We start from the raw sequence: 25085 nt of genomic DNA, 5'->3' as shown, positions 1-25085 counted from the left end.
AAGCGCAGATTTGATCCGGAGGACAAGCAACGATTGATTGAGGCACGTCTGCAACCGGGCGCATCGCCGTCGGGCGTGGCCCTGACGACTGGGGTAAATGGCAACCAGTTGCACAAATCGGCTCGATTGCGTAAAAAATCAGATTCCCCGGTTTGGCAGTGCATAGCGGTCGGATCGTCAGCTTTCGTTCCGATGGTCGCGATCACCCACCCCGCAACAGTCATTGCGTAGATTCCGGAGTGTACGAGCGATTCGAATGATGGCTTTGTGGATGCAAGAATGGCAACAATTGGCCTCGTGCTGCCTGTCATCGATGCGGACTGCTCCCAAAACTAATGCGTTCCACTATCGGCGGACGGCCTAGCTCCAATGTAATGCCATGCATCGCTATGGCGATGCTAAGAGCAGCTAGGTGAGAACGCTGAATTGCTGCGGCTCAAGCGAGACTGTCTCGACAATCGTTTCGAACTCGGCCAGCAGGTCTGGCTGCCGCTGTCGTAGATATTGACCGACCAGTTCGTTCTCCAGGAGCCTGGCGAGATATCCCTTTGCGAGCACCAGGTTCAGCACATCCTGCCCATAGGTTTGCTCGACAAGTTTGTATTGACCCTGAAGATTACTCATCTCCCGTTCCATCTTCGCCATCTGCTCAGGCGTCACACCGGTCAGCTTTGGCGGCTTCTTTCCGTCCACCAGCCGCGCTGCGGGTGTCGCGACAAGTAACGCTTCGGCGTAGGGCACCGTCACATTGTTCGCCGCTATCATTAGTTCGACGCATTCAACCTGCCGCGTCGGTTTCATTTTTCGAATTGCGCGGGCAAGCTCTACGGAAAACTGACGATCCCCCAGAAGTTCGGCGGCTTCAGGGCATATGCCATCCAGCAGTGAAAGTTTTTTAAGAATCTGGGATACGTCCATGGCAAGAGCCTTTGCCAGCTTTTCCGGCGATACGCCCCGTTCGACGACGCGCCGGATCATATAGTGCTCCTGGATGGTGGACAGGCGATTGACGCGGTTGTTGTAGGTGTAGCTTTCATCGTCGGTCGCAACCAGGCACGATGCTTCGACAAATCCGAGCTGCTGCATCGCAATGAGGCGCAGGTGGCCATCAAGCAGCACATGTTGACCCGTACTCTGTTGTGCTGCTGTGACGGACAGCGGCTCAATCAGTCCGATCTCCTCAATCGATGTCTTGATCTGTTTGAACTTGCGGGAAGCGATGATTGTCGCGGGCGTCCTGCGCGACGGCAAGATGCACACTACGGGAACCGAGAGAGGCTCCGGAATGAAACCGAGCGTCACGCCTGTCATGCTGCGCTCCCGCCCGACCAGACACGCTCAGCAAGATATTTTGGCAATGTCGCAAGCCCTTCTGCACGCAACAGATTGACGAAGTTCTCATCGGCGAACATTTGTCGGAGCGCACCCACGACGAACATGAGGCGCTGCTGTGCAAACTCGGCTTTGCGCACCATCGATTTCTGACGTTCGACTTCGTGCTGGTAAGTCCGCACCAGGCTCGATGTCGTCACGTCCGCGAGCTTGCCCGACATGTTGCGGGCAGCGGAGCGCCCAAGCGTTTTACGTCGCTCGATAATCCGGCGGGCATCCATCAATTGCTTGCCACGTAACTTGCCGGATTCGTAAGCTTCCTGCAGAGCAGCCTGCATTGCCGTGTCGTCGTCACCGGCGCTGACAATAGACAATGCGGCGTTGAGTGGAATCCGTCCCTTCTCCACTGCTATGACCAGTCGTTCCTCACCATGATGCAGAAGCATCAGGATACCTTGGACATATGACTGCGTGAGCCCCGTTTTTTCCGCGATCACCTTCGAAGCGTATCCCTGCTCCTGCAATTGCCGGATGCCGGCGAGGAGTTCGAGCGGCCTGCACTGACGACGCGCAATGTTCTCCGCGAGACTCATGATGAATGCGTCTTCGTCGCTGACATTCACAACCATCGCCGGAATGGTCGTCTCGCCAAGTGAACGGAAAGCCTTCAGGCGACCCTCGCCGCACACAAGCAGATACTTCTCGACGCCATCCGCTGTAGCACGCGGCGTGACCTTGATCGGCTTTTTCAGGCCGATCGCCCTGATGTTGCCGACGATTTCGTTGAACACGCGGTTGTTACGCTCACGCGGATTGATGACCTCGATCTGGTCGACCGGAATCATCCGCACCTCGCCCGCCTGTTGCTGCTGGTTCATGCCACCCTCCGGAGACGGGCCCGCTCAGCCATGCCATAGAGATAGTCAAGCGTGTCAAAACGGTAGCTCTCGAACTCAATCCTGTTCTGGTCGGCGAGGCTGATACGCGGCTGGCCGAAGTCCAGGCGCGGCAAGAGGTAATAATCGAGCGCCGCTGAATTCGCGTGGTCGAGCCTAACGGCTACCGTAATGTCCGGCAGCAGGCTCGTGTCAAACCGGACCTTCCAGCGATGCCGCCCATTTTCGTGTGTCTGGCAACGCGCGAGAACGAGGCAGGCAGTGAATTCGTGGTTGACTGTGAGCATATCTGTGGCTGGATCGCGCCGCACCGTGCCACCGAGATCGGCGATCCTCTTCTCCGTCTGCGCGACGATTTCCGGGTGAAGCTGACGGAGGAACCGGTTGGTTTCGAGATAGCGGTAGTCGCGACCAGGAGTGAAACCCACGGTCTGGTATGCGCGGATCAGGCTGCCGAATCTGTACATATAAACGGAGCTTGATGGCATGCCATCAGTCTCGTCGATAACCAGGCCGGACAGGAAGCCACGATTGCGGTACAGGTTGCGCAGACGCTCGATGAGCTCCTCATTCGAATAGCGTCGGGCGCGCGCCCGCATGATGCCCTGTGCTGTGTAAAACGTCTCACTCGGTACGATAGACTGGAATGCACCTTCCTTCCGGATCCACATGTCCGGCGTATTGACGACGCGCATTTTCTTGAGTTTGAACGACACGCGGTTGTAGACGTTATTGCCGATGTATTTCTCGTTGGTCAGTACCTCCCGTATAGTCGCTCGCGTCCATTCCCGATCGAGGTGTGTGCGAACACGCATACCATTTAACCGGGCCGCAACCTCGTATTCATTTAACGACCCGTCGATAAACCAGTTGTAGATGAGATTGATAATCCGGATTTCGCTCTCGGGCCCTGGCATAAGGATCACCCGATCGGTCTGTAGGCTCTTGTGTTCGCCTCGCTGAAGTTCTCCTTTCATGATCCCGTGCTGATCGATGAGGACGCGGCGTAAGCCATACCCAGCCGGTCCGCCCTGCCGGAAGCCGAGTTCGATCAGCCGGCACTGGCCGGCAAACACCTTGGCCGACAATTCCCGGCTGTATTCACCGGCCATTGCCCGCTTGACTCCTTTCACGATGGTGGATACCGGCGAGCCGTCGTTTTCGAACTGTTCGGCGCAGTAGGCAACCTGGATGCCGACGCGCCGGCAGACATACTCGTAGTACGCACTTTCGTCCGCGTCCTGGAATCTCCCCCAGCGGCTCACGTCATAGACGAGGATCACCTGAAAATCCGCGCGACCGCTTTCAACGTCCTTGATCAGTTGCTGAAGCGCCTGCCGCCCGTCGATACGCAGACCGCTTTTACCCTCGTCAGCGTAGGTGCGAACGATCTCGAGGCCGCGCCGCACGGCATACTCCCGGATCCTGTCGCGCTGGTTCTCAGTCGAGTACTGCTGGTGCTCAGTCGACATCCGAACGTATTCGGCCGCCCGTACCGAGGGGGCCTCCGCGACGACGGTATCGCCTATGTGATCGAGTGACACGGTCCTGCTCCCGCTGCTTCGAATCCTCGCTCCCCTGAGCTTGCGTACCCGACATCGCGTCGGACATGCAGATCGTCACTTTCGAAACGCAACCGCGTCGCAACTGCGGTGGTGTCTGATTCAGAGCGGGTACAAGGCAAAGGTAGCAGGCGTGGCGCGGAAGTCGATCACGTCATCTCTTTGCAATCACGTATGGGTGGCCCGTTTGGTGCCGACAGCACGGCGATATGGACGGTGCACGCGTTCATCTTTGCAATGCCCGTTTCGACCGCACGGCGCAGTATGTAGAAGCCTGATGCGAGTGGGTGTAAAGGCGGTGACGCGTCCATGTTTGCAACCGGACTGGAACTTCGTCGCGCATTCCGCTCCCGTTGCATCGCGCAATTGCGCTCCCGGTAGGCCGGATGCGTCGCGCGGTATTGACGCCAGTAGTCCGGGTGACGAGCACGCCAGTTCGATTGCGCCCGGGTCTGGTTATCGCGGTAGTCGGCGTCGACGCGAAGTCGCCGCCGTTGCCAGCGGCGCCGGCGTTCCCGCTGACACGCCGCGGCCGAGCAGTACCGTTGATTGGGGACACGCAAAAGGGGATGAAACGGATTGCCGCAGGCGAGGCAAAGTCGACTCGATTTCATGATCGCGCTCCATGGACCTTCGGTCATTTTGCGCGGAGCGAGGACGCCGGCGACTCGTCAAGCTGGCTACAAATAGTTCGTTAAACGCTGACTACGCGAGGCCAAAAGGGCGCTGTCATTTATCTTGAGAATCAGATGGGAAATTGCCACTTTTTCTGAGAAGAGTATCCGAGTCATTCTGAGAAAAAATTTATAACCTCTTGATTTCTCTAGAGGCGGCTTGTCAGGAATTTTGAGAACCGACATTGATGCTGCTGTTCTCGTAGGGCGCCAAAGTAATTGCTGCTGGCACCACAGTTCTGCTACTGGGAGACAAAATTAGTGCTACTGCCCTACGAGGGGGTGTCTGGGGCGCAAAGAGACTGAGCGACAAAGTCGATGGAACCAGCCTCCCTGTTGAGGGTAACGTTCCACCGGTGGAGGAATCCAACCTTGGATGCGTGATGTCAAGGTCGGGAGTTCGATCCTCCGCCTCCCACCAAACGACTTTCAAATGTTGCCAACGTTTCACAGTAAAAACCCGCCAAGCATTGCTTCGCGGGTTTTTTGCTGGCAATACTCAACGTTGCGGGCACGCCGAAAAAAATTCCAAAAAAATTTAATATTGCCCGAGAGGGGTGCCGCGCCCTGGTCCAGATGAGCCCGTCCGACTTGATATTGGATGCGGTCGGGGTTATGGGTGATCGTGTGCGGCTATCTCACACACCTTAGGAAAGTCATTATGATCCGATACGCTGGTTCGTAGCAGGTGAGCACTTTCGGGTCCGGGTCGACTTCGCCGTGCAATAGGGCGTTACGCATTGCATATATGGTCTCTACGAGCCCAGAGAGTAAGTCTTGAGAGGAGCACTGGAATTCCATAGCGCCGATCTGCAAACGACCGTTTCCGAACCGAGGTGACTCCCCCCATCGAAAGCCGACGTCGCTGCTAGCGATACTGCCCGTAACTTGGCAAGCTTGACCAGCCGACCCGCGAACCGAAGATAAGCGACGCGCCCAAGTCTTGTCAACGCATTGGCAGTGCGAATTAATTTTGCGACAAGGTGCCGCCGAAGCGCCTGATCGAGAAATCAGTCACTCGCGAGGGACCCCACGGTCCGAGCGGAGAATAGCGCCACTATTCTCCGCATTTTCTGCGGAGAATAATTTGCGTCCGCAGGGAAAATAGCCCGGATCAACGTCGGATCCGGCGTGTTGAAAAAATCAGCAGCAGGTGGCCGCAGCACGTCCTACGAGTTAGCGGATTGAGCGCTCCATAAGTAGCCGCACTTATCCACAACCCCCTCTGGACAACTTTTGTACAAACCACCTGATACGTTGTGGGCGAAACTTTGATAAACCAGCAACCTCGCCAGGTCAGCCAAAAGTTTTCCCTGGCTCCTCCGTCCTGTCCGCCCACCCCCCGCAGGGTTATCGATTCCGTATCCCCTTGATCCGTAAGCGAAGATCCAAGTTATCCACAGAAACGCGAGGTGCTTGTTAACTATTACTACGTATACATATACAAAGACTATAAAAAACAGAGAAGCATCCCCGAACCCCGCTGCGTAAACATGCACAACGCACGCACAACAACCAAACCAGAACCAAACCCATCAAACCAACGGCAAACAAATCTCCGTCAGCAGCTCAGCAGGCGCAGTCTCCTTCGGACTATTCAAATACTCCTCAAACACCGGCGCATCCGCAGCCTCACGCCCCGACTGCACAAGCCACGTCCCATACAACCACTCATAAGCCGCCCGCATATCGCTATACGGCCCCTTATGCCGCAACACCGCGTACTCCCCACCTTTCACACGCGCCACCGAAACCGGCGGACTCACCGTCACCGAAGTCTGCACCGGATGCGGCAGCAACACCCCAGCCTTCGACCTCAACTCATCCTCCGCAACAACACCAGGATCGTCGTAGTAAATCCCGATCATGCGCATCTGTCCTGCCAGCAAATTGTGTTTCGCCAACCAGCCGAACAACCCATCGAACGCCTTGCCGATCTGCATATACGGCCCAACGTGATCCACCGACAAAACCTCCATCGGCTCCACGTTACGAATCACCACTTCACGCATCGTCATTTGATCGTCTCCTGAAAGTGCCGGACGAAACCGGCTATGCGTACCCTGCTTGCGGTACTGCGCCGGCGGAATGCCGAACACCGCGCGAAAGGTGCGAGAGAAAGACTGCAAACTGCTATAGCCCGAGCGTTCGGCAATCTCAGCGATCGGCATCGAACCATTCGCCAGATATCCCGCGGCGCGATGCAACCGCAAACGCCGCACAGTCGTCGCCACCGTCTCGCCATACATCGCCTGAAAGATGCGATGCCAGTGATACGGCGACATGCAGGCGATTTGCGCGAGACGATCGATATCCAGCGGTTCGTCGAGATGATCGTAAATATGGTCCAACACGCGGCCCAGCCGCGTTTCGTAGCGCGCCCGATTGTCCGATTGGTTCATAACTAAGTGACCAACAAAGAGAAGATTGCCGAAGGGATGCGAATCAAAGTACCACGTCCCCATTTACCAAATCCTGCGAACTTCGCCAAAGCACCCGTGAACAGAATTAAGCGTCCACTGACACAATCGCGCCCGAACTTTGCCGAATTTCGATAACACGTTGAATAATGGCTTACTACCATCGGCTGAAGCCTGTCCGCCCATGCACCGCAAAGCCTTGCGGCGTCGAGCAAGCGAAAACATCAGGAGCACCCGATGAAATCAGAGTCAAAAAGTCAGCACGTCGGTAAAGTCACGCATCACGAGTTGAAGCAGACGCTCGGCACGTGGCAACTGTGGGGGATCGCGGTCGGTCTGGTCATTTCCGGCGAGTATTTCGGCTGGAGCTATGGCTGGGCGAGCGCCGGCACGCTCGGCTTCGTCATCACGGCGGTTTTTATTGCCGCGATGTACACCACCTTCATTTTCAGTTTCACCGAACTCACCACGTCGATTCCGCATGCAGGCGGCCCGTTCGCCTACGCGCGCCACGCTTTTGGCCCGACCGGTGGTTATCTGGCGGGCGCGGCGACGTTAGTCGAATTCGTGTTCGCACCACCGGCGATTGCACTCGCGATCGGCGCTTATCTGCACGTGCAGTTTCCGGGGCTCGAACCGAAACACGCGGCAATGGGCGCGTATCTCGTCTTCATGGCGCTGAATATCGTCGGTGTGCAGATCGCCGCGGCTTTCGAGTTGTGTGTAACGCTGCTCGCGATCTTCGAATTGCTGGTGTTCATGGGCGTCGTGTCGCCGGGATTCCAGTGGTCGAATTTCACGAAGGGTGGTTGGTCCGGTGCGGACACCTTCAGCATGGGCTCGTTCCACGGCATGTTCGCGGCGATTCCCTTCGCGATCTGGTTTTTCCTCGCGATTGAAGGCGTGGCGATGGCTGCTGAAGAAGCCAAGAATCCCAAGCGTTCGATTCCGATTGCTTACGTCGCCGGTATTCTGACCTCGGTCGTGCTCGCCATCGGCGTGATGGTGTTCGCAGGCGCCGCCGGCGACTGGACCAAGCTGTCGAACATCAACGATCCGCTGCCGCAGGCCATGAAATTCATCGTCGGTGAACATAGCGGCTGGATGCATATGCTGGTGTGGCTTGGCCTGTTCGGGCTCGTCGCGTCGTTTCACGGCATCATCCTCGGATACTCGCGGCAGATCTTCGCGCTGGCTCGCGCCGGTTATCTGCCGGAGTGGCTCTCCAAGGTGCATCCGCGCTTCAAGACGCCGCATCGCGCGATCATCGCGGGTGGCGTGGTCGGTATCGCCGCGATCTATAGCGACGAGCTGATCCAGTTCGGCGGCCAGACGCTGACGGCGAACATCGTGACGATGTCCGTATTTGGCGCTATCGTGATGTATATCATCAGCATGTTGTCGCTGTTCAAGCTGCGCCGCTCGGAGCCGAACATGGAGCGCCCGTTCCGCGCGCCGCTGTTTCCGTTCTTTCCGGCGTTCGCGCTGGTGGCCGCGGTGATTTGTCTGGCTACAATGGTCTACTTCAATTTCCTGGTGGCCATCGTGTTCGCGATCTTCCTCGCGCTCGGCTACGTCTACTTCCTGTTGACGCGCCATCAACGCGAAGCAGCACCGTCGGACGCTTTGCTCGAAGAGTGACGGATCGAGCCGCTGCGCAAGCAGCGGCGATGGAGTCGTAAACATGAGCTACACCGAGACAATCGGCAGCCGCACGTATCGCTTTGCCGACCTGAAAACCTTGATGGCGAAAGCCAGTCCGCTGCGTTCCGGCGACCAGCTCGCGGGCGTCGCGGCGGCAAGCGAAGAAGAGCGCGTCGCGGCCAAGATGGCGCTCGCGCAGGTGCCGTTGCGCACGTTTCTCAACGAAGCGCTGATCCCGTACGAAAGCGACGAGGTCACGCGTCTCGTGATCGACGATCATTCGCCGCAAGCGTTCGCTGAGATATCGCATCTGACGGTCGGCGATTTCCGCAACTGGCTGTTGAGCAGCACGACCAATGGCGACGCGCTCACGCGCATCACCGCCGGACTCACGCCGGAGATGATTGCGGCTGTCTCGAAGCTGATGCGCAATCAGGATTTGATCGCGGCGGCGCGCAAGCGTCCGGTGATTACGCGCTTTCGCAATACGATCGGCTTGCCCGGTCACATGTCGGTGCGACTGCAACCGAATCATCCGACCGACGACGTCAAAGGCATCGCCGCGTCGATGCTCGATGGCCTGATGTACGGCTGCGGCGACGCGATGATCGGCATCAATCCCGCCAGCGACAATCTTGCCGCGATCACCAAGCTGCTGCTGATGATCGACGACTTCCGCCAACGCTATCAGGTACCCACGCAATCGTGCGTGCTGACCCACGTCACTAACACCATCGCTGCGATCGAAAAAGGCGCGCCGGTCGATCTCGTGTTTCAATCGATTGCCGGGACAGAGAAAGCGAACTCGGGTTTCGGTATTTCGCTTGCGCTGTTGCAGGAAGCATATGAAGCGGGGTTGTCGCTGAATCGCGGCACTGTCGGCAATAACCTGATGTATTTCGAAACCGGGCAGGGTAGCGCCTTGTCGGCCGATGCCCATTTCGGTGTCGATCAGCAGACATGCGAAGTGCGCGCCTATGCAGTCGCGCGCAAGTTCAATCCGTTTCTGGTGAACACGGTGGTTGGCTTCATCGGACCGGAGTATCTGTACGACGGCAAGCAGATCACGCGCGCGGGCCTTGAAGACCACTTCTGCGGCAAGCTGCTCGGCGTGCCGATGGGTTGCGACATCTGCTACACGAATCACGCCGAAGCCGATCAGGACGATATGGATAACCTGCTCACGCTACTCGGCGTGGCGGGTATCAATTTCATCATGGGCATTCCGGGTGCGGACGACGTGATGCTCAACTATCAAAGCACGTCCTTCCACGATGCCCTTTACGTGCGCGACGTACTTGGTCTGCGCCGCGCACCGGAATTCGAAGAATGGCTGGAGTCCATGCAGATCACTGACTCTCGCGGCGCTTTGCTGAGTGCATCGTCACAGCAACCTCTGCTGGCAGGCGCGAATGACTGGATGGGCATCGCATGAGCGACTTCCTCGAAAAGAATCCATGGAACGCATTGCGGCAGTTCACCAACGCACGCATCGCGTTGGGCCGCGCGGGCAACAGTTTGCCGACTGCACCGTTGCTGGCGTTCAACCTGTCGCATGCGCAGGCGCGCGACGCGGTGCATCATCCGCTCGATACGGACGTGCTGCACGAACAGTTGCGCGCGCAAAGTTTCAGCACACTGGATGTGCATAGTGCCGCGCCCGATCGCGAGCATTATTTGCGGCGTCCGGATCTCGGCAGGCGCTTGAGCGATGAGAGCCGCGCAGCGCTTGGACAACTCAAGGTGGATTCACCCGAAGTGGTCTTCGTCATCGCAGATGGTCTCTCCGCATTCGCTGCATCGAAGCAATCGATTCCGCTGCTGCAAGCCGTTTGCACGAAACTCACGGATTGGAAGATCGGCCCGGTAGTAGTCGCACGTCAGGCCCGCGTCGCGCTCGGTGACGAAATCGGAGAACTGCTCGATGCCAAACTGGTTGTGATGCTGATCGGCGAACGACCAGGTTTGAGTTCGCCCGATAGTCTCGGCATCTATTTGACTTACGCGCCGAAAGTGGGCTGCAGCGATGCGCAACGCAACTGCATTTCCAACGTGCGTCCCGAAGGTCTTAACTACGAATCAGCCGCGCACAAGTTGCACTATCTGCTGACGCACGCAAGACGTTTGGGCATCACGGGCGTTGGTTTGAAAGACGATAGCGATGCGCTGCTAGCGAGTACGCCGACAACACCCGCAGTCGGCGACGACTCAAACTAGACACGACATAGAGACACTAAGCATCCGCCCGTTCCACCGGATGCGTCTCCAACCACGCGTTCTCCTCGTCCTCGAAAAGTCGCGAGCGCGTCAAAAACCGCAACCCGCTCGGTCGCTCCAGAGAAAACATCCCGCCATTCCCCGGCACCACATCGATGATCAGTTGCGTGTGCTGCCAGTATTCGAACTGCGATTCGCTCATATAAAACGGCACGCCGGCAATCGTGCCGAGTTTCACGTCGGACGAGCCGACCATGAACTCATTCTGAGGGAACATCATCGGCGCGCTGCCGTCGCAGCATCCACCGGATTGATGAAACAACACGGCCCCGTGTTCGGCGCATAGCTTGTCGATCAAATCGACCGCAGCAGGCGTCGCGATCACACGGGCTACTTCCTTCTCATCAGCCATCACATGCCCTCGTTGAAAAAGAGCGAGCCGCGTAATGCGGCTCGCTCGTACAGGGTCGTTACACTCAGAAGAAACCGAGCGGCTTATCGCTATAGCTGACGAGCAGGTTCTTGGTCTGCTGATAGTGATCGAGCATCATCTTGTGATTTTCGCGGCCGATACCCGATTGCTTGTAGCCACCGAACGCAGCATGTGCCGGATACGCGTGATAGCAGTTGGTCCACACGCGGCCCGCCTGGATTTGCCGGCCGAAGCGATAGGCGCGCGTACCGTCGCGTGTCCATACACCGGCGCCCAGACCGTAGAGCGTATCGTTGGCGATTTCGAGCGCTTCGTCTTCGTTCTTGAAGGTCGTCACGGAAACGACCGGCCCGAAGATTTCTTCCTGGAAGATGCGCATCTTGTTGTGGCCGCGGAACACGGTCGGCTTCACATAGTAGCCCTTGCTCAGTTCGCCGCCGAGCGTATTGCGCTCACCGCCGATGAGACATTCCGCACCTTCCTGCTTGCCGAGATCGACATACGAGAGGATTTTTTCAAGCTGCTCCTGCGAGGCTTGTGCGCCGATCATCGTCTTCGTGTCGAGCGGATGGCCTTGCGTGATCGCCGCCACACGCTTCAACGCGCGCTCCATGAAGCGGTCGTAAATCTTTTCGTCGATCAGCACACGCGACGGACACGTGCACACTTCGCCCTGATTCAGCGCGAACATCGTGAAGCCTTCGAGCGCCTTGTCGAAGTAGCTGTCGTCCTCGTTCATCACGTCGGCGAAGAAAATGTTCGGACTCTTGCCGCCGAGTTCGAGCGTCACCGGAATGATGTTCTGGCTTGCGTACTGCATGATCAGGCGGCCGGTCGTCGTCTCGCCCGTGAAGGCGATCTTCGCGATGCGCTTGCTCGACGCGAGCGGCTTGCCGGCTTCGAGGCCGAACCCGTTCACCACGTTCAGCACGCCCGGCGGCAGCAGATCGTGGATCAGTTCGAGCAGCACGAGAATCGATGCAGGCGTTTGCTCGGCCGGCTTCAGCACGACGCAATTGCCGGCGGCCAACGCAGGCGCGAGCTTCCACACGGCCATCAGGATCGGGAAGTTCCACGGAATGATCTGGCCGACCACGCCGAGCGGCTCATGGAAGTGATACGCGACGGTGTCGTCGTCGATCTGGGAGAGCGAGCCTTCCTGCGCGCGCACGGCGCCGGCGAAATAGCGGAAATGATCGATGGCTAGCGGGATATCCGCAGCCATGGTTTCGCGTAGCGGCTTGCCGTTGTCGATCGTTTCAGCCACGGCAATGCGCTGCAGATTCGCTTCCATCCGGTCGGCGATACGGTTCAGGATGTTCGCGCGATCGGTGGTCGACGTCTTGCCCCATGCTGCCTTCGCACGATGCGCGGCGTCGAGGGCGAGTTCGATATCGGCTTCGCGTGAACGCGGGATCGACGTGAACGGCTCACCGGTGATCGGCGACACGTTGTCGAAGTACTCACCGCCTACCGGCTTCACCCATTCGCCACCGATAAAATTCCCATACTGCTTTTTGTACGGAAATTCGGTAGTCAGAAACTGCATCTCTGCGTGATTCATCTGTGTGCTCCTCACATGTTTGAATGGGCTATATTCGGCGCGATATTTCGCTGGCCGCGACAGACTAGAGCCAGAATTGTGCCAATGCACCGCGCTGGTGAGCTGTGCACGCGCAGCAGGCACGCCAGCAGGCTTGGGGCGCAGACCTGTTCACCTTGTCAAACGATGAGCGTCTCGTTTCTGATCAGTGTGCGCAGCCCTGTTCATGAATTGAACAGGGCGTGAGCATGTGCTGTCGCGATCAAAGCAAGGTAAGCGGAGAATCCGTTCGGCATGAGAATTGCGTTCCAGATCTCCTCAATACTTCGATTTCGTAGATCCGGTATGACGATTGAACCCCGAAGCGACAGCCTGACAGCACCGACGCACGCGCAGCAGCCGAGCTTTTGCGTGCAGACCTGTGTCGCCTACGACGCCGACGAGCAGGCGCGCAACCTCCACGGCTGGAGCCAGACCTACGACCAACTGACCGCGGGCCGCTTCGTCGGCGGTTTGACGGAGTTGTGCCTCGACCACATGCAGGTGTTCGTCGAAACCACCAGCCACACGCTGCGACAGACCTGCGAAGTGCAGGAGGACGCGTACTGGTTCGGCATTCCGACTTGCCCCGAGGGTTCCGGTCGTATCGATACACAGGTGATCGCGGGCGATGCGCTCGCATTTCGTCCGGGCGGGATCGAGTTCGAATTGCTGACTTCGGCGGGCTACGAGATTTTCGGTGTGGTGGTGAAGGGTGAAGTGCTGCGCCGCTATGCGGCCGAAGTGGAGCGGGTCGGTCTGGCCGACCATCTGCCGAACACGGAAGTCGTGTCGATCGGTACGGCTCGCAAGGAGCGCTTGTGCGGATCGCTGCGCCAGCTTCTCGACGACGGGGCGGCGAACGGCGCGCCGCTGTCCTCGTTCGCACGGAACAATTTGCAGGCGTCGGTGCTGGCGTCGCTATTCGATGTGGGCGCGTTGCCCGCCGCTGAGCAGGTTGCGATGCCTGCGCGTGGGCGGCGTCAGTCGATCGTGTCGGAAGCGCGCGAGTATGTTCTGGCCCATCGCGACCGAGCGATCAATGTGCCGGAGTTGTGCGAGCGCTTGCATGTGAGCCGACGCACGTTGCAATACTGCTTTCAGGACGTGTTGGGCATGGCGCCCGCCACGTATCTGCGCACGATCCGCCTGAATGGCGCGCGGCGCGATCTTTGCAACGCGTCGCGCGAATCGCGTTCAGTTCAGGATGTCGCCGCGGCCTGGGGCTTCTGGCATTTGAGCCAGTTTGCAACCGACTACCGGAAGCTGTTCGGCGTCCGTCCATCGGAGACACTGAAGGCCGCCAACGGACGCATCGACGGACGCGCGTATTTGTTCGCGCACTGAGCGTGCCGGCGTCGCGACGTTATTTGCGCAACAGCCTCAAGCCATTCGCCACTACCAGCAGGCTCGCGCCCACATCGGCGAATACGGCCATCCACATCGTGCCCAGACCCATCATCGTCAGCACGAGGAAGACGCTCTTGATGCCCAGCGCCAGCGTGATGTTCTGCACCAGCACCGAATGCGTCGCCTTCGACAGGCGGATGAACTGCGGAATTTTGCGCAGATCGTCGTCCATCAGGGCGACGTCGGCGGTTTCGATCGCGGTGTCGGTGCCCATCGCGCCCATCGCAAAGCCGATGTCGGCGCGCGCCAGGGCGGGGGCGTCGTTGATGCCGTCACCGACCATGCCCACCGTCGCGCCTTCCTGCGACCACTGCGTCACTGCGTTCAGCTTGTCTTCGGGCAACTGATTGCCGCGTGCTTCGTCGATACCGACTTGCTGCGCGATCGCGGCGGCCGTGTGCGGGTTGTCGCCGGTGAGCATGGCGGCCCGCACGCCAAGGCGCTGCAACTCGGCGATGGCGGCGCGGCTTGTGTCCTTCACCGTATCGGCGACGGCGAACAGCGCGAGCACGCGTTCGGCATCCAACAGCATCACGACGGTTTTGCCTTGTCCCTCGAGCGTATCCAGCCGCGCTTCGAGCGACGCCGAGCAGCGTCCGAGTTCTTCGACCAGCCGATGATTGCCGAGCCAATACGGCAAGCCGTCGATGTCACCGCGCACACCGCGACCCGCCAATGCCTCGAACGCCTCGACCGTGGCGCTAGCGCTAACGATGCCGTCGCTTTTCGCCGCTGCCGCGATCGCCATCGACACCGGATGATCCGAGCGGCCCGCAAGACTCGCCGCGAGCGTCCTGCAACGAACGACGTCGACGTCGGCCAAAACTTCGAACTCGGTTTGTACCGGCTTGCCGTGCGTGATCGTGCCGGTCTTGTCGAGCGCGAGCCGGCTCAGCTTGCGGCCCTGTTCGAGATAGGCGCCGCCTTTGATCAGGATACCTTTGCGCGCGGCAGCCGCGAGGCCGCTGACGATCGTCACCGGCGTCGAGATCACCAGTGCGCAGGGACACGCGATCACCAGCATCACCAGCGCCTTGTAGACCCATTCGTGCCACTGTCCGCCGAACTGCAGCGGCGGCAGCACCGCCACGGCGAGTGCGGCAGCGAACACGATCGGCGTGTAGACGCGCGCGAACTGATCGACGAAACGTTGCGTCGGTGCTTTGGTGCCTTGCGCTTCCTCGACCGCGTGGATGATGCGCGCGAGCGTCGTGTTGCTGGCCGCGGCCGTGACGCGATAGTCAAACGATCCGGCCTGATTGATCGTGCCGGCGAAGACCGCGTCGCCCATGGTCTTGTCGACGGGCAGGCTTTCGCCGGTGATCGGCGCCTGATCGACGCTCGAGCGGCCCGCGACGATTTCGCCATCGAGCGCGATCCGCTCGCCGGGCTTTACGCGTACCAACGCGCCGAGCGCGATTGTCTTGAGGTCCATGAGACGCCAACTGCCGTCCGCTTGCTGCACGCTCGCCTGTTCGGGCGTGAGCTGCATCAAGCCTTGGATAGCATTGCGGGCGCGGTCGAGCGACTTCGCTTCGATCAGTTCGGCAATCGTGAAGAGCACCATCACCATCGCCGCTTCCGGCCACTGCTGCAGGATCAGTGCGCCGGTTACGGCAATGCTCATCAGCGCGTTGATGTTGAGGTTGCCGTTGCGGATCGCGAGCCAGCCCTTCTTGTACGTCGTGAGGCCGCAGGAGGCGATCGCGAGGAGCGCCAGACCCGCTGCCAGCCAGCCGGGAGCGCCAAGCCAGCCGGCAGCCTCTGAGCCCACCGCAGCGATGCCTGCGAGCGCCAGCGGCCACCACGGCTTGGACGGCGCACGAGGAGCGGCAGTTGCCGTGTCCGGGTTCGCGTCTGCCAGTTCAGGCGTGAAGTCGAGCGAGCGGATCGCCGCGAGGATCGTTTCGAGGGCGTCCGGCGCGTGGACGACGGTTAGCACGCGCTGCATCAAGTTGAAGTCCATGCTGCGCACGGACGGCATGCGGCTGAATTTCTTGCGGATCAGCGCTTCTTCGGTCGGACAGTCCATCTGCATGATGCGAATTGCGGTGCGCAGGTCGCTGCCGACGGCTTCCGATTGCGGGAGCTTGACCGGCGCGGCTGCAGCGTGCGCCGTTCCGCAGCAGGCTGCCTCGGCGTGGCTGTGGGCGTGGTCGTGCCCGTCAGCGTGTTCGTGCGCGTGGTCAGAGCCATGCGCTTGATGGTCATGACCGCAGCTTTCACCGTGCTCGTGGGCATCTTCACGAGCACCCGCTTCGTGGCCGTGACCCTCCGCATTTTCATCCGGATGGCCATGGACATGCCCTTCATGCCCATGGGCACAGGCTCTGGCCCGTTCCGGACGGTCGGCTTCGGCAAGGTTGGCGTGAGGCATGGGTGGCTTCCTGGTTCGATTTGTGGTCTAGTAAACACCTTGAAGCCACTACAAGGTCAAGGCCGTATTCCGGAGGGACCATGAAAATTGGCGAACTGGCGAAAATCGCCCATTGCACGACCGAAACCATCCGTTTCTACGAAAAAGAGGGCCTGTTGCCCGAAGCGGAGCGCACCGAAGCCAATTACCGCAGCTATCCGGCCCGACACGTCGAGCGGCTGCGCTTCATCCGCAACTGCCGCGCGCTCGACATGACCCACGACGAAATCCGTGCGTTGCTGCGTCTAACAGACGCACCGGCAGATGGCTGCGGCGGCATCAATACCCTGATCGACGAGCACATTGCGCACGTCGACACGCGTATCGACGAATTGAAGCAACTGAAAGCGCAACTGACCACGTTGCGCGAGCAATGCCACGGCGAGCAGGCCGTTGAAGACTGCGGCATCGTCCAGGGCCTCACCGAAATGGACGTGAGCGCAACGCGCGCGCGGCATACGCATCTGGGTTGAAGCGCTCTGCCCATGCTGCCGGCGCCGCCGGCCATGGCAGTGACAGCATTCCCGGCTGGGCCATTTATCCGGCCCACCCAATAAACAATCGAATCCAGTTGGAGAATCAACGTGTTTACCTGTAGAAACCAGCCCTGCGGCGAGCAGTGGGAAATGTCGGACGTCGTCATCAAGAATGAAGGGCAGGGACTCCTGTTCCGTTGCCCGATGTGCGGCGCGCGTAATTACGTCGAACGTTTCGACGGGGAAGATGGCTCGGTGCTGTACGAGCAGATCGAAGGCCGTCCCGCCACCGGCCCCATGGCCGAATAGTCCCTGGCCTTCAGTCTGTTCAGCCTCTTCCGTCGATAGCGAGCCCTCACCCTATGAACACTCCCACTCAAGCCGGCGCGCCGTTTAGCCAGCTACCGCTTCCGCCCGCCACGCTCGCCAATCTGACGCAGCTCGGCTATGTCGAGATGACGCCGATTCAGGCCGCGAGCCTGCCGATCGCGCTGGCCGGCAACGATCTGATCGCCCAGGCGAAAACCGGCAGCGGCAAGACCGCGGCGTTTTCGCTGGCGCTGCTCAACCGCCTCGACGTGCGCAACTTCGCTGTGCAGGCGATGGTGCTGTGCCCGACGCGCGAACTCGCCGACCAGGTCACGCAGGAAATCCGCCGTCTCGCGCGTGCCGAAGAAAACATCAAGGTGCTGACGCTGTGCGGCGGCACGCCGATGCGTCCGCAAACGGCCAGCCTCGAACACGGTGCGCACATCGTCGTCGGTACGCCGGGCCGGATCATGGATCACCTCGAGCGCGGCAGCCTGCCGTTGCAGTCGCTCAACACGCTGGTGCTCGACGAAGCCGACCGCATGCTCGACATGGGTTTCTTCGACGATATCGCGACCGTCGTGAAGCAATGCCCGAAAGAGCGGCAAACGCTGCTGTTTTCCGCGACGTACCCCGAAGGCATCGTCAAACTCAGCCAGCAATTCCTGCGTAATCCGAAGGAAGTGAAGCTCGCCGAGCGGCACGACAACACCAAGATTCGTCAGCGCTTCTATGAAGTGACCGAAGACCAGCGTCTGCATGCCGTCGGTCTGCTGCTGAACCACTATCGTCCGGTGAGCACGCTGGCGTTCTGCAATACCAAGCAGCAGTGCCGTGATCTGCTCGACGTGCTGCGCGCGCAAGGTTTTCATGCGCTCGCGCTGCACGGCGAACTCGATCAGCGTGAACGCGATCAGGTGCTGATCCAGTTCGCAAACCGCAGTTGCTCGGTGCTGGTTGCCACCGACGTTGCCTCGCGCGGTCTCGACATCGCAGAGCTAGAAGCGGTGATCAACGTCGACGTGACGCCGGACCCGGAAGTGCACGTGCACCGCATCGGCCGCACGGGTCGTGCCGATCAGGAAGGCTGGGCGCTGAGTCTCGCCAGCATGAACGAGATGGGCCGTGTGGGCAGTCTCGAACAGGCGCAAAAGCGTGAGGTCGAGTGGCACAAGCTGGCCGATCTCAAGCCGGCGAGCAACGAGCGGCTGCTGCCGCCGATGGAAACGCTGCAGATTCTCGGCGGCCGCAAGGAAAAGATCCGTCCGGGCGATGTGCTCGGCGCGCTGACCGGTGAAGCAGGTTTCGCTGGTTCGCAGATCGGCAAGATTAATGTGACCGAAATGTCGACTTATGTGGCCGTGGAGCGCCGCGTCGCGCGCGAGGCACTGCGCAAGCTCAGCGGGGGCAAGGTGAAGGGCAAGAAGGTCAAAGTCCGCATGATGGACGACGCCTGATCGTCGATTAGTTTGCTTTAGACGGCTGCGACCGCCCGGTCGCAGCCGGGTTGTTCTGCAGCACTACTGCGCGCCGTCGTAGCAAATCGCAGCAAATCGCAACTTCACATCACCGTCCCGCATCACATTACGTCATACCTCTGCTGTTTTCCGTGCGCCTCGCGCGGCTGCATTTCTCCTGCTAAACCCCCGATTTCATTGCCTTAGCCTGCCCCAGCACGGCATTGCGCGAGCCATGACGTAAACGCATGCCGCGCATGACAAAGTTTCGATTGTGACGGTTCTTTGGCTGATGCCTAATCATCGAACCGGATGGGACCGCCGCGCTGTGGGCAGTCCGCGAATCCGCTGCCGGATGAAGAAAGGGAGAAAGCCTTATGCAGAGCGCCATGCAAGCCCGCTCGAAACTGCCTGACGTAGGCACGACGATTTTTACCGTGATCGGCCAACTGGCCGCACAACACGATGCGCTGAACCTGTCGCAAGGTGCGCCGAATTTCGCACCCGACGCGAAGCTGATCGACGGTGTCGCGCAAGCCATGCGCGCCGGTCATAACCAGTACGCGCCGATGGCCGGCATCGCCACCCTGCGCGAAGCGCTCGCTGACAAGGTCGAGACGCTGTACGGCGTGCGCTACGACCCGTCGAGCGAAGTCACGGTGATCGCCAGCGCCAGCGAAGGCCTGTATTCGACGATCAGCGCCCTGGTGCATCCGGGTGACGAAGTGATTTACTTCGAGCCGTCGTTCGATAGCTACGGCCCAATCGTTCGCCTGCAAGGCGCAACGCCGATCCCGATTAAACTGTCGCTCACCGATTTCCGCGTGGACTGGGACGAGGTCGCCGCCGCGATCACGCCGAAGACGCGCATGATCATCATCAACACGCCGCACAACCCGACCGCGACCGTGTTTAGCGAGGCGGACATTGCGCGTCTGAAGGCCGTGACGCGTAACACCGACATCGTGATTCTCGCCGACGAAGTCTACGAACACGTGGTGTTCGACGGTGCCAAACATCAAAGCATGGCCTGCGATTCTGAACTCGCTGAACGCAGCGTGATCGTGTCGTCGTTCGGCAAGTCGTATCACGTGACCGGTTGGCGCGTCGGCTATTGCCTCGCGCCCGCGGCGCTCATGGACGAGATTCGCAAAGTCCATCAGTTCATGGTGTTTTCTGCCGATACACCGATGCAATACGCGTTTGTCGATGCGCTGGCCAATCGCGAGAGCTATCTCGGCCTGTCCGCGTTCTATCAGAAGAAGCGCGATCTGCTCGCCCATGCGCTGCGCGAGTCGCGCTTCGAATTGCTGCCGAGCGAAGGCAGCTTCTTCATGCTCGCGCGTTTCCGTGGTTTCTCCGAGGAAAGCGATAGTGACTTCGTGCTGCGCCTGATTCGCGATGCACGTGTTGCGACGATTCCACTGTCGGCGTTTTATACCGACGGCACGGATTCCGGCTTGATCCGCCTGAGCTTCTCGAAGGACGACGCGACCTTGATCGAAGGCGCGCGGCGTTTGTGCGAAATCTGATTCACCGCTTGTGCGAGGTTGTCACGGCGAGCGCATGAAGACCTGATCTGATCGCAGAAGAACGCGATGAGATCAACGGCGCGTGAACCGGCAGCATTTTTGACAGCAGTATGATCGTCGCGCGATCACGTCGTTACGCGTCGGCGCGCAGCATGCTGCGTTACAACAATATCGAAGGAAAAGGGACCCGTTATGAAATTGCTCAAGCCTCTATTGGCGCTGGCCTGCGCATTCGCGTCGATTGCTGCATCGTCAGGCGCGATCGCCGCCGATACCTCGACGCTGCGTTTCGGACTCGAGGCGCAGTATCCGCCGTTCGAATCGAAAGGGCCGAACGGTGAGTTGCAAGGTCTGGACATCGACGTCGGCAATGCCGTGTGCGTCGCTGCGCACATGACATGCAAATGGGTCGAAACCTCGTTCGACGGCTTGATTCCCGCGCTGCAAGGCCGCAAGTTCGACGCGATCAATTCGGCGATGAACGCCACCGAGCAGCGCCGTCAGGCGATCGACTTCACGACGGTCGTGTACCGCGTGCCGACGCAATTGATCGCGAAGCGCGACAGCGGTTTGCTGCCGACGCCGGAATCGTTGAAGGGCAAACGTGTCGGCGTGTTGCAGGCGTCGATTCAGGAAACCTTCGCGAAGGCGCATTGGGAACCGGCGGGTGTCACCGTCGTGCCGTATCAGGATCAGAACCAGGTCTATACGGATCTGCTGGCGGGCCGACTCGATGCGACGCTTGTTCTCGCGCCGGCCGGCCAGACAGGATTTCTGTCGAAGCCTACCGGCAAGGACTACGCGTTCGTCGGGCAGCCGGTGCGCGATGACAAGATTCTCGGCAGCGGCATCGCCTACGGGATTCGCAAGGGCGACACCGCGTTGCGTGATCAGTTGAACGCAGCGATCGCGAAGGTTCAGGCCGATGGCACCGTGAAGACGCTGGCGGCGAAGTATCTCGGCAATATCGACATCACGCCGAAGTAACTTATTGACCGTATTGTTGACCGTGCGCGGCGGGTGCCGCGTGACGATCGGCGCCGCGAAATTCGTTTTCGGCGTCGATCATGCGGCGCTTGAGCATTGGCACGTTGTTCACTACGCGCAAGCTCGTGCGCATGGCGCTCAACGCCATTCTTCCGACCACCGGCCGATGCAACGCGCCGCGCGCGTCGAACTGCTTGCGCGATTCCGCGACCGCGTGAAAACCGTAGCGGCGCATCTCCTCTTCGTAACCCGCTACGGCGTCGTGGCCCGACAGCTTGCCCTGTTGTGCGTCGGCGAGACGCGCAGCGAGTAGTGCGGCATCACGCAGCGCGGTATTCGCACCGACGCCGCGGCCCGGCGTCATCAGATGCACAGCGTCACCCAGGACCGTGACGTTGGTGGTCGGCCATGCATCGACAGGAACCGACGTGCGCACGTCGACGCTGAAGGTGGTGGAAGGATCCGATGCGCGAATCAGGGCGCGCAGATTAGGATGCCAGCCATCGGTGATCTGCGTCGCGAGCGCGAGTAACGCGGCCGGTCCGAGCGATTTGGGATCGGCCGGCAAGTTGTGCAGTGCGCCCCAGACACCCCACATCAGATAGTCGCGCGTGTTGTCGTAGAGCAATCCGGGCCAGCCCGAGAGCAACTCGGCGTCGTTGCTGCCGATGCCTTCCTTCATTCCGCCGCCGTCCGCGCGCCACGGAAATTCCATCACATGGATGATGCCGCCATAGCCCTTCGGCGCGTTGATCAGCGTAGTGCCGTCGAGCACCTTGGGCGGCAGCAGCGCGCGTGATGTTTCGTCCATCGGCACCTTCGCGCCGATGCTGACGATGCCGGTGTTTTCAAGCTTCGCGTGCGGCAGGAGTTGGCGGCGCACCTTCGAACGCGCGCCGTCCGCACCGATCAGCAGATCGGCGCTCACGTGCGTGCCGTCCGCGAAATGCGCGGTGACGCTGCCGTCGTCGTTCTGCTCGTACGACGTGAATGTCTTGTCGAAGTGCACTTGCGCTTCGAGACCTGTCAGCAGGACTTGCCTGAGCGTCATCCGGCTGACCGATTTGCCGCCGCTCATCGATTCGTCTTCAAGCGGCACGGTGAGCAATTCGGTCATGCGCTCGGTCAGGATGTTGAAGCGGCCAGGTGTACGCGCGCAGGTCGCGAGAAAGGTCGCATAGAGCTCGGGCGGAAGACACGCTTCCAGCGATGCGAGCCCGTGCGGATTGATGCCGACGCGATAGCCCTGCAAACCGTCCGCACGTGTGCGGTCGCGTTCGTAGACATTTACGTTGATGCCGGCGCGCTTCAACCCGTGCGCCAGACAGAGGCCGCCTGTGCCGGCCCCGATCACGATCACCTCCATGGGTTCACGACTCATGACTTCGCCTCCTTCTTTGCGGCAGGTTGGGCAAGCCGGTACTTGTATTCACCGGCTGGCAGCGTGAAACGTTGAGCAATTTCTTCGATCCATTCCTGGCTCCAGGTCAGCGTGCCAGCTTTCAGATCGGTCACCACGCTGCGAACCCACTCCAGCTCAACAACCAGTTGCGCGCGCACCAGTTCGCCTTCGAGCAGGAACAGCCTCGGCACTTCCATCTGGGTGGCTTGTGCGGTGGCTTCATCGAGCCGGGCCAATTCCCGCTCGAGCGCGCCGATGCGGGTATCGAGCTGACGGCACACGTCTTCGGGCGAGAGCAGCGGCAGGAGCGAGAGCGCGGCCGGAAAGGCCGGGAAATCGCGGGTGCGCTGCGCAAGCTGTTCGCGCAGCCACAGGCGGCCGGTGTCGCGGCCGGCTTCGGTGATTTCGTAGACCGTGCGTTCGGGGAACGCGCCGTCGCGCTCCGTCTCGCGGATGGCGATCAGGTCGCCGCGCACCAGGCGGTCGATGGTTTGATACAGGCTGTTGCGCTGACCGACGTTGATGACCTCGTCTTTGCCGCGTGCCTTGATGAGTTGCTGCATCCGGTACGGATGCATCGGGTTTTCAGTCAGCATGGCGAGGACAGCGAGGGCGAGCGGAGAGTGGCGGACCATAGTTAAAGTGGCTGCAGGCTAGTCTTTGTTGGTCTAGTCATAATATAACTATGTGTTTTGAGATTGGCAAGCGTGAAATGTCGGGGGTTCCTGCGGGTGCGATGCTTTCGACGCTGGTCCGTGGCGGTTTGGACCGTTACGATGTGGTTCGCGCCGACGTGCACAGGCGACGAAGTTGCGATGGAATAAAGCGCCTGACCGAGGAGCACACGATGAGCGGGACGAATGACCGGGATGATTCAGCGGTGATGGCTGCGGCGCCGAAATTCTGGCGCGATGACGCGTTGCCGTTCATCGAGGCGCGTTCCATCGAAGACGGCCGTGAGGTCTGCTATGCCAAACACTCGCACGAGACGTTCTCGATCGGCGCCGTCACCGGCGGGCGTAGCGTGTACGTGAATCGTCACGCGAGTGAATGGATCGGCGCCGGTGCGGTCGTGATGATGAATCCGGACGACGTGCACGCGTGCAACCCGGTTGCCGACGAGCGCTGGTCGTATCGGATGCTGCATGTTGACGTTGATTGGCTCACAGGTCTGCAACACGACCTGGGTTTCAGCGACAACCACGCGTTTAGCGCTTTCTCGCAGACCATGACGACCGACCCGGCGTTGTTCGGCGGTTTGAACCGTCTCTACGCGATTCTCGTCGACGACGACAGCGCGCTCATGCGCAAGGAAAGCGCTGCGCTCACGTTCTTCTCGGAAGTCCAGCAGAAGTTGAATCCGGCGCCCTTGCCGGATCACGATGCGAGCGGGCAACTCGCGCGAGCCGCGGAATTCATCGCCGAAAATTGCACCCGTGCGCTGAAGCTGGAGGATGTCTGCGAGGCGGCTGAGCTTTCCGCTTCGCATTTGATCCGCGCATTCAAACAGCGTTACGGCATGACGCCGCACGCGTATCTGATCAACCGACGCATTCAGTACAGCCGCGCGCAACTCCGGCGCGGCTGTGCGATAGCGGACGTCGCGCTCGATGCGGGCTTTGCCGATCAGGCGCATTTGCAGCGGACTTTCAAGCGGCTGGTCGCCGCAACGCCGGGGCAGTATCGCAGTTGAATTGCGGACGCGTGTTTCGCGTCACACTATCAGCAGATACAACGCGCTAGCCGCGAGCAAAACCGCCATCACACGATTGAAAAACCTCACGCGCTTCGGCTCCTGCAAGTATCGACGCAGGAACGTGCCGGCATACGCCCAACTGGCAATCGACAGATAGCAAAGCACGAAGTACACGACGGTGAATTGCCAGACGAGCCGGCCATCGCCATCGGCCGCGTAGGCGCCCATGCCGGCTAGCGACGCGAGCCACGCCTTCGGATTGAGCCATTGCATCGCCGCGCCGTAGGCGAAGGATGGTCCGCGGGTGGGCTTGTCCGCGCCGAGCTTGCCGTCATCGACGGCGAGTTTGTAGGCCATGTAAAGCAGGAACCCGACGCCGGCCCATTTGACGATGTCGATCAGATTGGGGAAATGCGCGAGTAGCTCGTGCAGCCCCAGACCGATGAGCAACAACAGCAGCGTGAACCCGACAGTCGCACCGGTCACATGCCGCATGCTCGCGGCGAACCCATGCTGTGCGCCGGCGCTCAGCGCGACGACATTGACCGGCCCAGGAGAAATCGACGAGGCCAGCGCAAAGGCGGCCATGGAGAGTAAGACGGTCATCTGATGCCTCGATACGTGAGCGCGCAGGATTTGC

The 25085-nt window shown here is 60.0% G+C and carries 20 protein-coding genes; 10 read left to right on the top strand and 10 right to left on the bottom strand.

The window, feature by feature from the left end; translation table 11 throughout:
* Positions 1-408 precede the first annotated feature (408 nt).
* From M0D67_RS30060 to M0D67_RS30040, 4 genes are all read right to left on the bottom strand, one after another.
* Positions 409-1311, bottom strand: coding sequence for a plasmid partitioning protein RepB C-terminal domain-containing protein (locus M0D67_RS30060; protein ID WP_266240738.1), 903 nt, complete (start codon positions 1309-1311; stop codon positions 409-411).
* Positions 1308-2210, bottom strand: a complete 903-nt coding sequence (locus M0D67_RS30055; protein WP_266240737.1) for a ParB/RepB/Spo0J family partition protein — start codon at positions 2208-2210, stop codon at positions 1308-1310. Before M0D67_RS30055 ends, M0D67_RS30060 begins: the two co-directional genes overlap by 4 nt.
* Positions 2207-3772: a recombinase family protein gene (locus M0D67_RS30050; RefSeq protein WP_266240736.1), complete on the bottom strand. Its 1566-nt coding sequence runs from the start codon at positions 3770-3772 to the stop codon at positions 2207-2209. Before M0D67_RS30050 ends, M0D67_RS30055 begins: the two co-directional genes overlap by 4 nt.
* 2227 nt (positions 3773-5999) lie before the next feature.
* On the bottom strand, positions 6000-6866 hold the full coding sequence (locus M0D67_RS30040) for a GyrI-like domain-containing protein (protein ID WP_266240734.1): 867 nt from the start codon (positions 6864-6866) through the stop codon (positions 6000-6002).
* Between the two features lie 255 nt (positions 6867-7121).
* On the opposite strand from M0D67_RS30040, the gene eat reads away from it, so the two are divergent.
* The 3 genes from eat to eutC are packed head-to-tail and all read left to right on the top strand — an operon-like array spanning position 7122 to position 10745.
* Complete coding sequence (gene eat, locus M0D67_RS30035) at positions 7122-8525, top strand: ethanolamine permease (RefSeq protein ID WP_266240733.1); 1404 nt, start codon at positions 7122-7124, stop codon at positions 8523-8525.
* 43 nt (positions 8526-8568) lie between these two features.
* The gene (locus M0D67_RS30030) at positions 8569-9963 is read left to right on the top strand and encodes an ethanolamine ammonia-lyase subunit EutB (protein WP_266240732.1); all 1395 of its coding nucleotides are present in this window, start codon (positions 8569-8571) and stop codon (positions 9961-9963) included.
* Positions 9960-10745, top strand: a complete 786-nt coding sequence (eutC, locus tag M0D67_RS30025) for an ethanolamine ammonia-lyase subunit EutC (protein ID WP_266240731.1) — start codon at positions 9960-9962, stop codon at positions 10743-10745. The genes M0D67_RS30030 and eutC overlap by 4 nt, the downstream gene beginning before the upstream one ends.
* A gap of 16 nt (positions 10746-10761) precedes the next feature.
* Here eutC and M0D67_RS30020 read toward each other — a convergent pair whose 3' ends face one another.
* Together M0D67_RS30020 and adh are read right to left on the bottom strand one after the other, a co-directional pair.
* On the bottom strand, positions 10762-11157 hold the full coding sequence (locus tag M0D67_RS30020; protein ID WP_266240730.1) for a DUF779 domain-containing protein: 396 nt from the start codon (positions 11155-11157) through the stop codon (positions 10762-10764).
* A gap of 64 nt (positions 11158-11221) precedes the next feature.
* A complete protein-coding gene (gene adh, locus M0D67_RS30015) occupies positions 11222-12742 on the bottom strand; it encodes an aldehyde dehydrogenase (protein WP_171925240.1) in 1521 nt (506 codons plus the stop codon).
* A 324-nt stretch (positions 12743-13066) separates the two neighbouring features.
* Here adh and M0D67_RS30010 point away from each other — a divergent pair, with 324 nt between their 5' ends.
* Positions 13067-14107: a helix-turn-helix domain-containing protein gene (locus tag M0D67_RS30010; protein ID WP_266240729.1), complete on the top strand. Its 1041-nt coding sequence runs from the start codon at positions 13067-13069 to the stop codon at positions 14105-14107.
* Between the two features lie 19 nt (positions 14108-14126).
* On the opposite strand, the gene M0D67_RS30005 is transcribed toward M0D67_RS30010, so the two are convergent.
* Positions 14127-16547, bottom strand: coding sequence for a heavy metal translocating P-type ATPase (locus M0D67_RS30005; RefSeq protein ID WP_266240728.1), 2421 nt, complete (start codon positions 16545-16547; stop codon positions 14127-14129).
* Positions 16548-16627: 80 nt separating this feature from the next.
* On the opposite strand from M0D67_RS30005, the gene cadR reads away from it, so the two are divergent.
* The 5 genes from cadR to M0D67_RS29980 all read left to right on the top strand — a co-directional run bounded on the left by cadR (position 16628) and on the right by M0D67_RS29980 (position 21347).
* Entirely contained in the window at positions 16628-17059 is a 432-nt protein-coding gene (gene cadR, locus M0D67_RS30000; protein WP_266240727.1) for a Cd(II)/Pb(II)-responsive transcriptional regulator, read from the top strand.
* A gap of 111 nt (positions 17060-17170) precedes the next feature.
* Positions 17171-17371 (top strand): hypothetical protein, encoded by a 201-nt coding sequence (locus tag M0D67_RS29995; protein ID WP_028197690.1) that lies wholly within the window; start codon positions 17171-17173, stop codon positions 17369-17371.
* A gap of 53 nt (positions 17372-17424) precedes the next feature.
* Positions 17425-18828 carry an ATP-dependent RNA helicase DbpA gene (dbpA, locus tag M0D67_RS29990; protein ID WP_266240726.1) on the top strand — a complete coding sequence of 468 codons (1404 nt, stop codon included), beginning with the start codon at positions 17425-17427 and terminating at the stop codon, positions 18826-18828.
* Between the two features lie 377 nt (positions 18829-19205).
* Positions 19206-20360: a pyridoxal phosphate-dependent aminotransferase gene (locus M0D67_RS29985; RefSeq protein ID WP_266240725.1), complete on the top strand. Its 1155-nt coding sequence runs from the start codon at positions 19206-19208 to the stop codon at positions 20358-20360.
* A gap of 192 nt (positions 20361-20552) precedes the next feature.
* Positions 20553-21347 carry an ABC transporter substrate-binding protein gene (locus M0D67_RS29980; protein WP_266240724.1) on the top strand — a complete coding sequence of 265 codons (795 nt, stop codon included), beginning with the start codon at positions 20553-20555 and terminating at the stop codon, positions 21345-21347.
* Between the two features lies 1 nt (position 21348).
* Here the strand turns inward: M0D67_RS29980 and M0D67_RS29975 are convergent, their stop codons facing one another.
* The gene (locus M0D67_RS29975; protein ID WP_266240723.1) at positions 21349-22728 is read right to left on the bottom strand and encodes an NAD(P)/FAD-dependent oxidoreductase; all 1380 of its coding nucleotides are present in this window, start codon (positions 22726-22728) and stop codon (positions 21349-21351) included.
* Positions 22725-23384 carry a PadR family transcriptional regulator gene (locus M0D67_RS29970; protein ID WP_266240722.1) on the bottom strand — a complete coding sequence of 220 codons (660 nt, stop codon included), beginning with the start codon at positions 23382-23384 and terminating at the stop codon, positions 22725-22727. Before M0D67_RS29970 ends, M0D67_RS29975 begins: the two co-directional genes overlap by 4 nt.
* A gap of 212 nt (positions 23385-23596) precedes the next feature.
* On the opposite strand from M0D67_RS29970, the gene M0D67_RS29965 reads away from it, so the two are divergent.
* Positions 23597-24442: an AraC family transcriptional regulator gene (locus tag M0D67_RS29965; protein ID WP_266240721.1), complete on the top strand. Its 846-nt coding sequence runs from the start codon at positions 23597-23599 to the stop codon at positions 24440-24442.
* Between the two features lie 21 nt (positions 24443-24463).
* Here M0D67_RS29965 and M0D67_RS29960 read toward each other — a convergent pair whose 3' ends face one another.
* A complete protein-coding gene (locus M0D67_RS29960) occupies positions 24464-25051 on the bottom strand; it encodes a LysE family translocator (protein ID WP_266240720.1) in 588 nt (195 codons plus the stop codon).
* Positions 25052-25085: the final 34 nt, after the last annotated feature.

It is taken from the genome of Paraburkholderia sp. SECH4, assembly GCF_030511745.1.
In the GTDB taxonomy this organism is placed as follows: Bacteria; Pseudomonadota; Gammaproteobacteria; order Burkholderiales; family Burkholderiaceae; genus Paraburkholderia; species Paraburkholderia madseniana.
Note: the sequence above shows the minus strand (reverse complement) of the source record. Positions and strands in the feature narration are given on the sequence as shown.

What these genes read in the sequence shown, in the direction of transcription:
- M0D67_RS30030 (WP_266240732.1), top strand. Translation starts at nt 8,569, where the DNA reads ATGAGCTACACCGAGACAATCGGCAGCCGCACGTATCGCTTTGCCGAC.
- M0D67_RS29980 (WP_266240724.1), top strand. Translation starts at nt 20,553, where the DNA reads ATGAAATTGCTCAAGCCTCTATTGGCGCTGGCCTGCGCATTCGCGTCG.
- M0D67_RS30055 (WP_266240737.1), bottom strand. Translation starts at nt 2,210, where the DNA reads ATGAACCAGCAGCAACAGGCGGGCGAGGTGCGGATGATTCCGGTCGAC.
- M0D67_RS29965 (WP_266240721.1), top strand. Translation starts at nt 23,597, where the DNA reads ATGAGCGGGACGAATGACCGGGATGATTCAGCGGTGATGGCTGCGGCG.
- dbpA (WP_266240726.1), top strand. Translation starts at nt 17,425, where the DNA reads ATGAACACTCCCACTCAAGCCGGCGCGCCGTTTAGCCAGCTACCGCTT.
- M0D67_RS29975 (WP_266240723.1), bottom strand. Translation starts at nt 22,728, where the DNA reads ATGAGTCGTGAACCCATGGAGGTGATCGTGATCGGGGCCGGCACAGGC.
- M0D67_RS30010 (WP_266240729.1), top strand. Translation starts at nt 13,067, where the DNA reads ATGACGATTGAACCCCGAAGCGACAGCCTGACAGCACCGACGCACGCG.
- cadR (WP_266240727.1), top strand. Translation starts at nt 16,628, where the DNA reads ATGAAAATTGGCGAACTGGCGAAAATCGCCCATTGCACGACCGAAACC.
- M0D67_RS29960 (WP_266240720.1), bottom strand. Translation starts at nt 25,051, where the DNA reads ATGACCGTCTTACTCTCCATGGCCGCCTTTGCGCTGGCCTCGTCGATT.
- M0D67_RS30060 (WP_266240738.1), bottom strand. Translation starts at nt 1,311, where the DNA reads ATGACAGGCGTGACGCTCGGTTTCATTCCGGAGCCTCTCTCGGTTCCC.
- adh (WP_171925240.1), bottom strand. Translation starts at nt 12,742, where the DNA reads ATGAATCACGCAGAGATGCAGTTTCTGACTACCGAATTTCCGTACAAA.
- eutC (WP_266240731.1), top strand. Translation starts at nt 9,960, where the DNA reads ATGAGCGACTTCCTCGAAAAGAATCCATGGAACGCATTGCGGCAGTTC.
- M0D67_RS29970 (WP_266240722.1), bottom strand. Translation starts at nt 23,384, where the DNA reads ATGGTCCGCCACTCTCCGCTCGCCCTCGCTGTCCTCGCCATGCTGACT.
- M0D67_RS30005 (WP_266240728.1), bottom strand. Translation starts at nt 16,547, where the DNA reads ATGCCTCACGCCAACCTTGCCGAAGCCGACCGTCCGGAACGGGCCAGA.
- M0D67_RS30040 (WP_266240734.1), bottom strand. Translation starts at nt 6,866, where the DNA reads ATGAACCAATCGGACAATCGGGCGCGCTACGAAACGCGGCTGGGCCGC.
- M0D67_RS29985 (WP_266240725.1), top strand. Translation starts at nt 19,206, where the DNA reads ATGCAGAGCGCCATGCAAGCCCGCTCGAAACTGCCTGACGTAGGCACG.
- eat (WP_266240733.1), top strand. Translation starts at nt 7,122, where the DNA reads ATGAAATCAGAGTCAAAAAGTCAGCACGTCGGTAAAGTCACGCATCAC.
- M0D67_RS30020 (WP_266240730.1), bottom strand. Translation starts at nt 11,157, where the DNA reads ATGGCTGATGAGAAGGAAGTAGCCCGTGTGATCGCGACGCCTGCTGCG.